The organism is Ensifer adhaerens (genome assembly GCF_028993555.1).
In the GTDB taxonomy this organism is placed as follows: Bacteria; Pseudomonadota; Alphaproteobacteria; order Rhizobiales; family Rhizobiaceae; genus Ensifer; species Ensifer adhaerens_I.
Genome location: NZ_CP118610.1, coordinates 2142327 through 2154792 on the forward strand (window position 1 = coordinate 2142327; position 12466 = coordinate 2154792).

Genomic DNA, 12466 nt, shown 5'->3' on the forward strand with positions numbered 1-12466 from the left:
TGAGGGATTGCCCCGCATCCGCCCGGTGAGGGATTGCCCTCATCCGGCCCACCGGCAGCACGCACGCAGGACAGTATCCGATGCAAAGCCGAGCCTCGGCGGCGATGTCTCTCCGGCAGCATCCCGCACAGCAAACGTCGCCATCGCCCCTTGACTTCTCGCCCAGCATTGCCATTTTATATCATATGATACACGAAATCTTGGCATAGGAGACAAGGATGGCCAGCGCTCAACCGGCATTCGCCCCTGATCGGCAAGCCGCCCGGCAGGAAGAGGCGGTTATCGTCAAGGCCGTGGTCAGGGCCTGCGACCTCTGGAACCTCACCAACAAGGAGGCGGCCCAGCTCTTCGACGTGCCGATCGCCACCTGGAACCGCATGAAGGCGGGTGACTTCAAGGGCAAGCTCGACCAGGACAAGCGCATGCGCGCGAGCCTGATCGTCGGCATCTTCAAGGGTCTCAGGCTGTTCTTCAACGGTCCGCTCACCTATCAATGGCCAAAGGCGGTCAACACCGGTGCACTGTTTGCCGGCCACTCGCCGGTGGACTTGATGATCGAGGGCGGCATTCCCATGATGCTGAAGGTGCGGCGTTATCTCGATGGCCTGCGCGGCGGCCTATGATATCCGAGATCGACTTCAACGAGCCGGCGACCGTCCGGCTGATCTCGACCGCCTATATCGCCGAGCCCGCCGTCAAGCCGCTCGCAGACGATGACGACGAGATCGAGATCCTCAACCGGCTGGAGGCGATGACGTCCGCGCGGCTCAGCCCCCTCGCCCTGCCCGTCGGCGTCGATCCCGCCGAGCTTTTGAACGAGACCTTCGGCTACGGCTGGTCGCTGATCAACGCCGCCTTCTGCCATGCCCGTCCGCCGGGCAACCGCTTCAACGGCGAGGAGCGCGGCGCCTGGTATTGCGCCTTCGGCCCGCGCGCGCTTCAGACCTGCCAGGCGGAAATCGTCTACCACCGCACCCGGGCGCTCAGCGAAGCCGGAAGCTTTCACGACATCGGCCGCTACCGCGAGCTGATCGCCGGCTTCACCTGCCGCTTTCACGATGTGCGCGGCGAAAAGGGCGCCGCCTATCTCGATGCCGATACGGCGGTTGCCTACCCCGCCGGCCAGGCGCTCGCTGCCACTATTCTGGCGCAAGACGGCAACGGCCTGATCTACCCTTCCGCCCGCGACCCCGAGGGCGAATGCCTCGCCGTCTTCCGCCCTGCCGTCATCCAGAACATCCGCCAGGGCCGCACCATCACCTTTCAATGGTCGGGTGCGCCCGAGCCGCGCATTCTGGAAGAAGATTGACCCGGCGAGACAGATCGAAAAGCAGCGCCAAGAACGGCCCGCAATGTTGCCGCAATGCGCCCGCTCGACAAGGGCTCGCCTTTCCGGATTCCCGCGCCAAACTGCCGAGGCCGGATTCGGCTTGAATGGAAACCACTTATAAATCAAATTGTTATTGACGCCTTTGCCCGGCTGGACATGCGCCGGCACTTGGAAGCGAAGCCTCACTCTCTCCTGCGCTGCGAGGAGAGGAAAACGGCCGCACCACGTTCCACTTGACGACCGCCCGTTTCGCGTAGGCTGCGACGCGACCGACGCGTTCTCCAGGCTTGGGATGTGACTATAGCGAGCGCTGCACCGTCCCTTCTCCCCGCCCGCGGGCAGAAGGTGCGGCAGGCGGGTGCGGAGAAAGCTCCTCACCGCGCGGATGAGGGCAAATCCCTCACCGCGCGGATAAGGGGCGCCCGACGGCAAACCGCCGAGCAAAGCGTCGACCATGAGGAACGAATGACGATTACACTTTTGCCAGTCGATGCCGTCGATGCCGATGTCATCCGAAAGCTCGACGTGCATGAAAACCAGATGGACTTCATCGCCAGCAACAAGGAGTCGCTGGAAGAACTCGCCGAGCGCCCCGAATGCGTCGGCTTTGCCGTGATGGCCGAAGGCGCGCCCGTCGGCTTTGCCATGTATGCGCTCGACCCGGATGACGGCAACCATTGGATCTACCGCCTGATGATCGACGCCCGCCACCAGGGCAAGGGCTATGGCGCCAAGGCGCTTACCGCCCTGCTCGAGCATATGGCCACGATCCCCGAATGCGGCGACATCTATCTCGGCGTCTACCCGGAAAACACGCGCGCCCACGCCCTTTATCACCGCTTCGGCTTCCGCAAGACCGGCATGATGCTCGGCGGGGAGAAGGTGATGCGGCTGGACCGCACGTCGAAATAACGCTCGGGACATCGTCGCGTTCGGGAGCGGATGGGAGCGTTGCGGTCCCATCCACATTCGGCTGATGCCGCGCCGCGCTACGACGCGGCCGCAGCCGCCACCGGTTTCGTCAGGCGCAGGCCGAGAACCAATAGCCCGCCCAGTGCATAAACGACGACGACCGAAAGCCAGATGGCGCCCGGCCATTGCTCGTGGACGACGAAATAGAGGCTAGAAAAGGCCAGCGGACTGATGATCGACGCCAGGCTCACGGCTGAGGCCAGCACGCCCTGGAACTGGCCCTGCTGGCTCTCGTCCACCTGCCGGGTCGCGAGCGATTGCAGCGCCGGCACGCCGATGCCGCCGAGCGCAAAGACCGGCATGACCGCAAAGATCATCCAGCCCTCGGTCGCAAACGCCATGACGGTCAAGGCAAGGCACACGCCGGCAACACCCACCAGAATGGCGCCACGCTCGCCGAAGAGCTTTACGGCCGGTCCCGGAAGGAACGCCTGGGCAAGCGTCTGGCAGACACCGAAAGCGCCAAGCGAAAGGCCGATCCAGAACCCGTTCCACTGGAACGTCTCGCTGCCCCAGAGCGCCCAGCAGGTGCCGTAGGCTTCGCCTGTGGCGCTGAAGATCAGGAACAGAAAGACGATCGGCAGCACGCTCTTCACCGAGAACACCCAGCGCAGCGGCCGAAGCGGATTGAGCGCGGCAAGATCGATCCTCTCGCGGCTCGGTATGCGCGATTCCGGCAGCACGAAATATGCCAGCGCCAGATTGCAGCCGTTCAGCACCGCCGCGGCAATGAAGGGCAGCCGCAACCAGTGATCGCCGAGAACGCCGCCGAGAACGGGGCCGATGATGAAGCCGATGCCGAACATGGCGTTGAACAGGCCGAAGCGCTGGGCACGCTTATCCTCGGGCGTGATGTCGGTGATATAGGCGGTTGCGACCGACATGTTGGCGCTGGTCAGCCCGGCGATCGCGCGGCCGGCAAGGAGCATCCAGAGATTGGGCGCAAAGGCGAGGAACAGGTAGTTGATGGCAGCACCGGCAAGCGAGATCAACAGCACCGGCCGGCGGCCCAGCCGGTCGCTGAGCGCACCCAGCACCGGCGCGAAGATGAACTGCATGACCGCGTAGAGAGCGGTCATCGTGCCGATATAGGGCGCCACGCTTTGGGCTTGGGTCACGTCCTTGAGCAGCGAAGGCAGGATGGGAAAGATGAGGCCGATGCCCACGGCATCGAGCACAATGGCGGTAAAAATGACGATTAGGGGCTTCTTCATGATGCGTTCCGATCGACGCAAGCACGCGCACGCCAACAGGCGCCGATGCCTTGCGATTGGGTGACCTGACGATGCAGGCGATGAGTTTTGGGAAACGCTGGCCGATCCGTGCTCAAACGGCAGGGATGGCGTGTGCTTGACCGCCTGGACGGGAATTCGTCCACCTGTTTACTCCGCCACTGAGCGGATCAAGGGAAGCGGTCGCTTTTCGCGATGGCGGGCACTTAACTCCGGATGGCGGGACGCGACAAGCCCCGGATTCTTGCAGCACGAGCGAGCAGAAGCCAAACGATCCGGCGTGTCATCCCCGCTATCTTGGCGTGCTGGAAACGATGCCACGTACTGAGCACACGTCGAAGCAGCGTAGCCGCGCTCACAACCGGCAAATGGTCAACAGGACCTTTTTCGATTACAGTTGGGGCAGAAACCACGACAGTCGTCAGAGCGGAAAACTCCTTGAGCCTGGCCCGACCGTGGTCCCCTTTCGGTGGCCACGCAACTCGGGACGGAGCACCCGCTTGCCGATGCGGAATTCGTGGGTGGAGCGCAGCGATGGAACAGAACTCCGAGATCGGCCCGGCCGAAGCTGACGACTTTCCTGCCATTCGATCCTTGTGCAACGGCTTCCTCGACTGGTGCCGATCGCGCTACGGCGAAAACGCGTGGTTCGTCGACCACTACTACACGCCGGAACAATGGGCCGCGCTCCTCGACAGCCTGCCGAAAATCCACTCGGCTCCAGATGGGGAGATTCTTGTTGCCCGTCTGAACGGAAAGGTGGTCGGCTGTGTGATGATGCAGCGGATCGGCGAACACACATGCGAGATGAAGCGCATGTTCATCAGCCCCGAGGGCCGAGGCCTGGGGCTGGGCCGCCGCCTCGCCGAAACTCTCGTGCGGGTGGCCGCCGAGCGGGGCTATACCGCCATGCGGCTGGATACTGGCCGCAACCACGACGAGGCGCTGAGCCTGTACCGTTCTCTTGGATTCCAGGAGATCGCGCCCTACTACAACGCACCTCCCGAACTGGGCAACCATCTCATCTTCATGGAAGCTCCTCTGGCGGGATAGTCCCGTCCGCCAGTTCGCCCCGCCACAATGCGCCGTCCGGTCCGCATGCGCCCTGGCGAAGACCGGATGAACCGGGGATATGGGGTGAGCCCACGGTCGAACGAGAGCGGCGACACGCTCCGCTTGGGTTTCGGCCGCCATTGCCGGCACCGCCCGATCGGCGCAATATCCCCACACATCAACAGCGGAATCGATGCACCATGCTCAAGGGCTCTTGCCATTGCGGCAAAGCGAAATGGACACTGGAAGGCGACCCCGGGTCGATTACGGCCTGCAACTGCTCGCTCTGTCACCGCTACGGTACACTCTGGGCCTATGACTACGAAGGCGAACGGATCACCGTCAGCGGCGCGCTCACCTCCTACACCCGCGCCGACGAGAAGAACCCGACACTCGAAATCCTGTTCTGCCCGACCTGCGCCGGCGTCGTCGCCTGGCGGAGCTTGCAGCCCGACGAGCACGGCCGCCGGCGCATGGCCGTCAATCTCAGGCTCGCGGAACTGGAACACGTCGCCGACCTGCCGATCGACCATTTCGACGGCTTGACCACCTTCGAGGATCTGCCATCGGACGGCCGCTGCGTGCGCGATCTGTGGGCGTAAGGAGGGTGTGGGGCCTTGCCTTGCGTCGCCAGCGGAGGCATCCACGCGAGGTCAAGGCCGCACCCGAGGGTTCTGGAACTGCTCCGGGCCATCCCGCGCCTCTTCCCTGGGTTGGGGCAAGCAAGCACTCAATTTCGGGGATTAAGGCATAGGAGCATGGCGCAGCGTAATTTCTTCGGATGACAGATACTGGTGCGCTGCGTAGCCTGGCGAGCATGGGCGTAGGGGATTGGACAGATACGGAAAATGACGCGATCGTCGCGGCCTATTTTTCAATGCTCAGCGACGAACTTTCTGGTCGCCCCCATAACAAGGCCGTGCAAAACCGGGTTCTGCAAGAAACGCTCGGAAGAAGTCGCGGTTCGATAGAGTTCAAACATTGCAACATTTCGGCGGCTGCAAAAGGCTTTGGCCTTCCCATTCTCAGCGGCTACCAGCCACGGTTCAATTTTCAGATGTCGCTGGCCGAGGCAATATCCCGATGGCTAGCGCGACATTCGCAATGGGACAGTGCCCTCGGCACTCATCCAGCGTCCGGGGTGGCTGAACCACCGGCGCTTTTCGTTGGTGTCGCGCCCACTCTCCACAATGCCCCGCCACCCGTTGAATTGACGCAGATGCAGGCGGTTGCACGGCGTTTCGATGTGGCCGGGCGAGACGAACGCAATCGCGCCCTTGGTCGCGCTGGGGAAGAGCGCGTGCTCCATCATGAACGCATGCAGCTCCAACAAAGCGGTCGCCAAGATTTAGCCCGCCAGGTTCGGTGGGTGGCTGAGGAGGATGGCGATGGTGCGGGCTATGACATCGCAAGCTTCACGCCAGACGGTCGCGTGCGTTTGATCGAGGTAAAGACCACCAACGGTTGGGAACGTACGCCTTTCCATATTTCGCGTAACGAACTTGAGGTGGCCGAGTCGCGACGTGAGGCGTGGTGTCTCCTCCGTCTTTATGATTTCTCGCGCCATCCACGGGCCTTCGAACTGCGCCCGCCCCTTGACACTCATGTCTCTCTCATCGCCACCAGCTATCAGGCGAACTTCCACTGAACAAACGGCTCGTCCCGTTGCTGAGGAGATGGGGTATCCATTCAAGGCCGGTCAGTGCGTCGCCAGCACCCGCGCCTCCACCGGCTGATCGATGCCCTTCAGCACCAGTAGCCGGGTTGCGGCGCCCGCGGCGAACGCCTGCGCTTGCGCCGCTGTCTCCTGCGAGACGAGGATCTCGCCGGCCTCGGCCTGAGATTCCAGCCTCGAGGCCAAGTTGACGGTGCCGCCGATCGCGGTGAAGTCGCTGCGGAAGCTCGAGAACTCGCCGATCTCGACATCGCCTGTGTGAATGCCGACCCCGACACCGAGCGGCTGGCCCTTGAGATCGTCGAGTTGCAGGCTGCCAAGCGCTTGAGCGCAGAGCCGCTGGATGTCGAGCGCCGCCAGGATCGCGGCCTGCGCGTGATCCTTCCTGATGATCGGGAAGTTGAAGATTGCCATCAACCCGTCGCCCATCTGCTTGTTGACGATGCCGTCATGCGCCCAGATCGCCTGCGCACAGCGATCCTGAAACAGGCTGACGATTTCACTCAACCTGACCCGCTCTATCCGCTCGGAAAGATGCGTGAAACCGCGGATATCGGCAAACAGGATCGTTGCGCTTGCCGCCACGTGACTCTGCTTCTTGACGTAACGGAAGGAGCGCTCGCAGATCGTGCAGATGTTCGGGTTCATCTTGCTGCGGGTAATGCCGAAGGCACGAAACGGCAGCGCCAGGGCCCCGCGAATGGGGATCGGCACATGCATCTGATCCCAGCATCCCCGGCAGATGCGGGCGTCGCCGCGTTGGCTCGGCTGGATGGTAGAAGCTTCTGTCATGGTCGGCATCTGCTCCGGCTGACATGGCCCGACGGGTGTGACCGAAGCTTCTGACATTTGATTAGCTTTAGCAACGGCTGGAACAGGTCACGGCGGCGAAAACCAGTGCCTGCGACCATCGATGCGCCCGACCGGCCGCCTCGATGGTCGCTTTAAACTGGCCTCGCGATTGCGGCTTCTGCCTTGATCCAATTGCTGACGGCGAAGCTTCGCCCATATCTGGCGTTGCCAGATTGGCTTCCAGCGTCGCTGATCGCCTGCCCCGCTTGCCCTACCCCGCCTTCTTTGCCGGCGGGATGACCCAGGAGCCGTCGAGAATGGATGGCGGGCTGTCGTCGGGCCAATAGAGCCGCATCATCAGGATGAACTTGCCCTTCGGCGCCGGCAGCCAGTTGGCCTCCTTGTCCTTCCCGGGTGATTCATTCTGGATATAGATCTCGGTCGACCCGTCGGCATTGGCCTTGGGGCTGACGCGGGCACTGATCGAATAGCGGTTGAGCGGATTGTCGACGAAGAAATAGTCTTGGTCATACATGGTGATCGACCAGAAACCGCGCACCGGCGGCAATTGCCCCTTCGGAAAGGTGATGACGTATTTGTTGGCGCCATTGTAGGCCCGGGAGAAAAGCCCGTCCTTGGATTTCAGCGACGTCGGATAGATCGCATCCTGCGGGCGATTGGCGCCAAGCCCGATTGCCGTGATCAGCGCGCGCTGCAGATAGCCGTTCCCGTAGATGCCGGTCTTGGTGGTAAAGCCCCAGCCGTTGACCTCCTGAATATCGCCATCGCTGAACTTGAAATGCAGCATGATGCGATGGAACGCCGTGACCGGAATGCGCGAGACGAAGGCGGCGTCCAGCTTGCTCTTGTCGAAATCCTTGCCGGGCACGATGCCGATCTCGGCAAACTTGGCGATCGCTTCTCCGTCCGCAGCCGTCGGCGGGTTGGTCTTCATCAACTCGCAGAGCAGCGTGAAGTACTCGACCGCATCCATCCGGTTGACCTGCTCGCGCACCGCTGCCTTCATGTCGATGTGCGGATCGACCTTACCCGGTGGCGGCGTCCAATCCTTGCCATAGGCGCTGAGCGGCACCAGCTTGCACTCGTCCTGCAGCGCGTGAACCGCCTTGTAGTCTTCGGGCGAGCCGTCGCAATAGATGCGGCCCAGGATCCAGACGATGCTCGTCGGCGACTTGTATTCGGTGACGCCATCAGGGACGGTTCCCTGCCAGCCGGGCCCGGTGATCGCGTAGGACTGTGCGCCATCGCCGGTCGTCCGCTTTCCTGGCACCTGGAACACCGTCGTCCAGCCGTCGAGCATCGGAAACAGGAAGTAGCGATCCTTCATGTCGGGGATCGACAGCACCCAGGGCTCCTTGCCCACATCGACGAAGGCGGTCGTATAGAGCGTATCGGCGTTTGGTGCGGTGACGTCCTTGAAGGATGCGTTCGGATATTCGCGCAGCTTGATGATGTGGCCCATCGGGCCCTTCGTGCCTTCGGGCTGTTCGACATTGGTGACGACCCGGCGGGTCATTTCCGTCGTCACTAGCGGATAACCGTAGATATAGGCTTCGACGGCCAACCAGAAATCGTCAGCCGCCTCGATCGGATCGATCAGCGGAGATTCCAGAGCATTCGCGGATATAAATGAAACCGTTGCGAGCAGGCCAGCGCCGCCCAAAGCGACGGCACGACGTGTCATATCCATGTTCGCCTCCCTTTGCCCTCATGGCAGAAGAAGGTTAGCACACGCTAATTAACACTACTAGACATTGTACCTTGGCTCGCAGCAGCACAGGACCTCCCCATGCCTGGCCGAGGGATCGTCGGGCCGCTGATCGCGAGGCGCGCCGTAGCCAGGCGACGCCCTGTCATTCGGGAGCGGAAAGCCTTCAAAATGCAGGCGTTCGTGCGTTCGCCAGACATGTATGAGGGCGCCCGACCGAGCAATGCTCTCGCCCGCAATGCGCTGGCGTAAGACACATTCATAGCATCGAAATATTTAAGGCGGAGCTGAGGCTCCGCCTTAAACGAACTTCGGTCCTTTGCAGTCCGGCGTCGCCTTTGCGATCTGTCGCGCAAGAACGCGTCATGTACGGCGGCTGCCGCGGATGGTAGGGCAGCACGAGATGCCTTACGACCGCCAAGCAGTCGATCAGAACGACAACCGGTTGTTGGACCAGACCGGACCGAGGCGCTCTTCTTGCCTGAGCGTCGTGGAACCGTAGGAGAAGCGCAGGCCACCGAAGATGGTGCTGGTGTCGCCCGAGACCGATGCGCTGAGACCCGAAAGCTCCTCGTTGGTGTATTTGTACCCGGCAAAGAGCGTGACGGGGAAGGTCTCCAGCCGGTAGTTCGCCGTGAGCTTCAGGGTGCGCAGATCGTAGTCAAGGTTGTCCTCGGTGAGGCGATCGAGTTTGCCATCGATGTCGAAGCGCAGGTTGTCGGTCGCGTAGATGCGGACGCCGAGCGCGCCCATATAGTGGTTGGCGTCGATGTCGTCGAAGTCCGACACGCTCGCCTGGCCGAAGCCGACCGCGCCGTGTACCGTCCAGGTATCGAGGAAATAGGCCGCTTCGATGCCGCCCATGTAATCGTTGAGGTCGACGCCGATGCCCGGGTCGAGCCGCGCCGCCTGCGCAAAGACGCCCGCCGCGTAAAGATCGTTGCGGTAGTAGCCGTGCAGCGCGCCGTCATAGCTGTTCGTATCGGCATCCTCGTAGGAGGCGCGCGTATAGCCGAGATCGACCTGCAGGTTCATACCGGCGCCGGCGTCGAAGTTCACCGCGCCGCGCAGGTCCCAGGCGTCCGTATCGATATCGCCTGGTGTATCGATGCCGGCTCCATAGGAGCCCTCGATGTAGCCGGCGATGCCGCCTGATGCCTGCTCCACCGGCACTTCATAGGCGTCCTGCGGCCCGACCAGCGGGCCGTCGATATCGGCAGCCACTGCGAGCTGAACGCTTGATAAAAGAAAAATGACGAAACCGCTCGCCCTGACCATTGCCCCACTCCGGTTGAAAGCCCCTGAAGATAGGTAAGCGAACATGGTTAATACAATCTGTACGGGAAGTGGATCAGGTTAACAACGCGTTGGCGTCCGTGCTGATCCTCGCCCTATGCGGCGGCGATCAAAGCCGAAATCCGCCCGTCGTGTCCCGTCGCAGGCTTCCCTCTCCCTGCCGTCAGGGAGAGGGTCAGGGTGAGAGGCAAGCCCACCCTTGAGGTCAGTGCGGAGCGCACTCACCCCTTGGCGATCTTCTCGCGCAGGCGCTCGTCCTGCGCGACAATCTCGGGCGTGATCACTTCGCCGAAATCTTCGAGTTCGAACACCGGGCGAATTTCGATTTCGCTCGGTCCCGGCATCGGGTTCGGGCAGCGCTTCACCCACGCGATCGCCTCGTCCATGTCCTTGACGGTCCAGATCCAGAAGCCGGCGACCAGTTCCTTGGTCTCGGCAAACGGGCCGTCGATGACCATACGGTTCGGTCCGTCGAAGGCAACGCGGGCACCGCGCGAGGAAGGATGCAGCCCCTCACCCGCCTGCATGATGCCGGCGTTGACCAGCTCCTCGTTGAACTTGCCCATGGCTTCGAGCAGCTCGGTCGAAGGCATCTTGCCCGCTTCGCTGTCCTCGGTCGCCTTTACAAAAACCACTACGCGCATTGTCCATTCTCCTCTGTCACGCCAGTCCCGGTCCTCGTGACCTCTGGGGGTGCCGGCGTGGTGAAACCCAAATAGTAAGAGCAGGTTGCGGGCGCCAGACCCACACGGATTTTTTTCCTATCCCGCTCCGGTGAAGGAAGCCGAATGGGCCTCCTTGCCTAAATGACGAACGGGAAACGGCGGCGCCGACAGGGTGTGTCAGATTTTTTCAGAAGAAAGACGATGTTGCAGAGCCGAACGCCAAAACCGCAGCTCGGCAAGGCCATCGCGGCCAATCCAAGTGTGCCCGGTCGACACGGCGATCGCAGCACTCTCCCCCTCGCCTCTGTGCTTGTCACGGAGATCCAGCCACCGTGCGCCTGCACGGCGGGAGGTGCAGGCCGGCACGCCGATGATCGATATTTGGAAACTCTCTCGCGCCGCCGACGCGGCTGGATTCCTGTGACAAGCACAGGAATGACGAGACCCAGCGTTACACCGCCCAATGAACGCAAGAAGGCCACACCGCGCCGGCATGGCCCTCTGTCATCATCCGTTCTTGCAGCCGAAAACCTCGGCCACAGCGCCCTATTGCGCCTGCATATGCAGCTCCGCCAGCGCCTGCCTCAGATCGTCGATCGGCGTCTGGTTGGCCATCTTCTTGCCTTCGAGTTCCGGCGGCATCTTCCAGCCGGGATCGATGCCTTCCATGTTGGGCAGCTCATGCGCGATGCCCTTGTGGCAGTCGATGCAGGTCGCCTTGCCGGAAAGCAGGTAGCGGGTGTGGATCTCGGCGGCCCGCTGCGTCTGCTTCTGCAGGTCCATGGCAACGGAGGAATGGCAGTTGCGGCATTCCAGGCTGTCGTTAGCCTTCATGCGAGCCCATTCGTGCTGGGCCAGTTCCAGGCGTTTTTCGAGGAACTTCGAGCGTGTGTTGATCGTGCCGAAGATCTTGCCCCAGACCTCCTTCGACGCCTGCATCTTGCGGGCGATCTTGTCGGTCCACTGGTGGGGCACGTGGCAGTCCGGACAGGTGGCGCGCACGCCGGAGCGGTTGGAGAAGTGGATGGTGCGCGTCAGCTCCTGGTAGACGTTGTCATGCATCTCGTGACAGGAGGTGCAGAACTTCTCGGTGTTGGTGAGTTCCAGCGCCGTGTTGAATGCGCCCCAGAACATGACGCCGCCGATGAAGCCGCCGAGCGTGAGGAAGCCAAGGCCGAGCGTGCCGGCCGGCGTCGCCATGATGCCCCAGGCCCAAAGGATGATTTTCCTGATCCAGGCGATCATGTCGTCACTCGCTTCCGGCCGGCTTGAAGCCCAGTTCGCTCATATCCTTGAAATTGCTCGGCACCAGCGGGCTGGTGTCCGCCTGCGGCACATGGCAGGCCGTGCAGAAATAGCGCCGCGGCGAAACGTCGGCGATCATCTGCCCGTCGCGCGTCATGTAATGGGTGACGCTGATCATCGGCGCGCCGGAATCCTGGGTGAATTCGCGCTTGTGGCAGGACAGGCAACGGTTGGCATTGACCGAAAGCTCATAACCCTCGATCGAATGCGGGATCACCGGCGGCTGGTCGGGATAGGCACGCATCTTGCGCTTGTCGTCGACCACCCATTTCGGCAAGGGCGCTGCCGCCTCCGTCGCCATCTGCTGCGTCGGGCCTTCGAGCTGCGGCACCAGCTTTTCAGCAACTTGGGCCACCGCGGCGGTGGTGACGAACACCATCAGCCCGGCGGCCATCGCCATCCAGACGGGGCGCGCTG

Annotated in this window: 13 protein-coding genes; 6 read left to right on the top strand and 7 right to left on the bottom strand. The window is 62.3% G+C overall.

What is annotated here, in order from left to right; translation table 11 throughout:
* Nucleotides 1–218 precede the first annotated feature (218 nt).
* The 3 genes from PWG15_RS10475 (at nt 219) to PWG15_RS10485 (ending at nt 2242) form a co-directional block, all read left to right on the top strand.
* Entirely contained in the window at nt 219–623 is a 405-nt protein-coding gene (locus PWG15_RS10475; RefSeq protein ID WP_275019700.1) for an antitoxin Xre-like helix-turn-helix domain-containing protein, read from the top strand.
* A complete protein-coding gene (locus PWG15_RS10480) occupies nt 620–1309 on the top strand; it encodes an RES family NAD+ phosphorylase (RefSeq protein WP_275019701.1) in 690 nt (229 codons plus the stop codon). The genes PWG15_RS10475 and PWG15_RS10480 overlap by 4 nt, the downstream gene beginning before the upstream one ends.
* 486 nt (nt 1310–1795) lie before the next feature.
* Nucleotides 1796–2242 (top strand): GNAT family N-acetyltransferase, encoded by a 447-nt coding sequence (locus tag PWG15_RS10485; protein ID WP_275019702.1) that lies wholly within the window; start codon nt 1796–1798, stop codon nt 2240–2242.
* Between the two features lie 77 nt (nt 2243–2319).
* On the opposite strand, the gene PWG15_RS10490 is transcribed toward PWG15_RS10485, so the two are convergent.
* Complete coding sequence (locus PWG15_RS10490; RefSeq protein ID WP_275019703.1) at nt 2320–3516, bottom strand: TCR/Tet family MFS transporter; 1197 nt, start codon at nt 3514–3516, stop codon at nt 2320–2322.
* Between the two features lie 552 nt (nt 3517–4068).
* Between PWG15_RS10490 and PWG15_RS10495 the strand changes: the two genes are divergently transcribed.
* From PWG15_RS10495 to PWG15_RS10505, 3 genes are all read left to right on the top strand, one after another.
* Nucleotides 4069–4587 carry a GNAT family N-acetyltransferase gene (locus PWG15_RS10495; protein WP_275019704.1) on the top strand — a complete coding sequence of 173 codons (519 nt, stop codon included), beginning with the start codon at nt 4069–4071 and terminating at the stop codon, nt 4585–4587.
* Nucleotides 4588–4787: 200 nt separating this feature from the next.
* Entirely contained in the window at nt 4788–5189 is a 402-nt protein-coding gene (locus PWG15_RS10500; RefSeq protein WP_275019705.1) for a GFA family protein, read from the top strand.
* Between the two features lie 179 nt (nt 5190–5368).
* A complete protein-coding gene (locus tag PWG15_RS10505) occupies nt 5369–6235 on the top strand; it encodes a protein NO VEIN domain-containing protein (protein ID WP_275019706.1) in 867 nt (288 codons plus the stop codon).
* A 51-nt stretch (nt 6236–6286) separates the two neighbouring features.
* Here the strand turns inward: PWG15_RS10505 and PWG15_RS10510 are convergent, their stop codons facing one another.
* The 6 genes from PWG15_RS10510 to PWG15_RS10535 form a co-directional block, all read right to left on the bottom strand.
* A complete protein-coding gene (locus PWG15_RS10510; RefSeq protein ID WP_275019707.1) occupies nt 6287–7054 on the bottom strand; it encodes an adenylate/guanylate cyclase domain-containing protein in 768 nt (255 codons plus the stop codon).
* A gap of 271 nt (nt 7055–7325) precedes the next feature.
* Nucleotides 7326–8765 (bottom strand): DUF1254 domain-containing protein, encoded by a 1440-nt coding sequence (locus PWG15_RS10515; RefSeq protein ID WP_275019708.1) that lies wholly within the window; start codon nt 8763–8765, stop codon nt 7326–7328.
* 447 nt (nt 8766–9212) lie between these two features.
* A complete protein-coding gene (locus PWG15_RS10520; protein WP_275019709.1) occupies nt 9213–10061 on the bottom strand; it encodes a hypothetical protein in 849 nt (282 codons plus the stop codon).
* A 239-nt stretch (nt 10062–10300) separates the two neighbouring features.
* Nucleotides 10301–10723 (bottom strand): YciI family protein, encoded by a 423-nt coding sequence (locus tag PWG15_RS10525; protein ID WP_275019710.1) that lies wholly within the window; start codon nt 10721–10723, stop codon nt 10301–10303.
* Nucleotides 10724–11290: 567 nt separating this feature from the next.
* Nucleotides 11291–11989, bottom strand: a complete 699-nt coding sequence (locus PWG15_RS10530; RefSeq protein WP_425536696.1) for a NapC/NirT family cytochrome c — start codon at nt 11987–11989, stop codon at nt 11291–11293.
* Between the two features lie 4 nt (nt 11990–11993).
* Nucleotides 11994–12449 carry a nitrate reductase cytochrome c-type subunit gene (locus PWG15_RS10535; protein WP_275019711.1) on the bottom strand — a complete coding sequence of 152 codons (456 nt, stop codon included), beginning with the start codon at nt 12447–12449 and terminating at the stop codon, nt 11994–11996.
* Nucleotides 12450–12466: the final 17 nt, after the last annotated feature.

Coding starts and splice junctions, on each gene's coding strand:
- PWG15_RS10510 (WP_275019707.1), bottom strand. CDS start 7,054: ATGACAGAAGCTTCTACCATCCAGCCGAGCCAACGCGGCGACGCCCGC.
- PWG15_RS10535 (WP_275019711.1), bottom strand. CDS start 12,449: ATGGCGATGGCCGCCGGGCTGATGGTGTTCGTCACCACCGCCGCGGTG.
- PWG15_RS10520 (WP_275019709.1), bottom strand. CDS start 10,061: ATGGTCAGGGCGAGCGGTTTCGTCATTTTTCTTTTATCAAGCGTTCAG.
- PWG15_RS10530 (WP_425536696.1), bottom strand. CDS start 11,989: ATGATCGCCTGGATCAGGAAAATCATCCTTTGGGCCTGGGGCATCATG.
- PWG15_RS10515 (WP_275019708.1), bottom strand. CDS start 8,765: ATGGATATGACACGTCGTGCCGTCGCTTTGGGCGGCGCTGGCCTGCTC.
- PWG15_RS10490 (WP_275019703.1), bottom strand. CDS start 3,516: ATGAAGAAGCCCCTAATCGTCATTTTTACCGCCATTGTGCTCGATGCC.
- PWG15_RS10485 (WP_275019702.1), top strand. CDS start 1,796: ATGACGATTACACTTTTGCCAGTCGATGCCGTCGATGCCGATGTCATC.
- PWG15_RS10475 (WP_275019700.1), top strand. CDS start 219: ATGGCCAGCGCTCAACCGGCATTCGCCCCTGATCGGCAAGCCGCCCGG.
- PWG15_RS10495 (WP_275019704.1), top strand. CDS start 4,069: ATGGAACAGAACTCCGAGATCGGCCCGGCCGAAGCTGACGACTTTCCT.
- PWG15_RS10525 (WP_275019710.1), bottom strand. CDS start 10,723: ATGCGCGTAGTGGTTTTTGTAAAGGCGACCGAGGACAGCGAAGCGGGC.
- PWG15_RS10480 (WP_275019701.1), top strand. CDS start 620: ATGATATCCGAGATCGACTTCAACGAGCCGGCGACCGTCCGGCTGATC.
- PWG15_RS10500 (WP_275019705.1), top strand. CDS start 4,788: ATGCTCAAGGGCTCTTGCCATTGCGGCAAAGCGAAATGGACACTGGAA.
- PWG15_RS10505 (WP_275019706.1), top strand. CDS start 5,369: ATGACAGATACTGGTGCGCTGCGTAGCCTGGCGAGCATGGGCGTAGGG.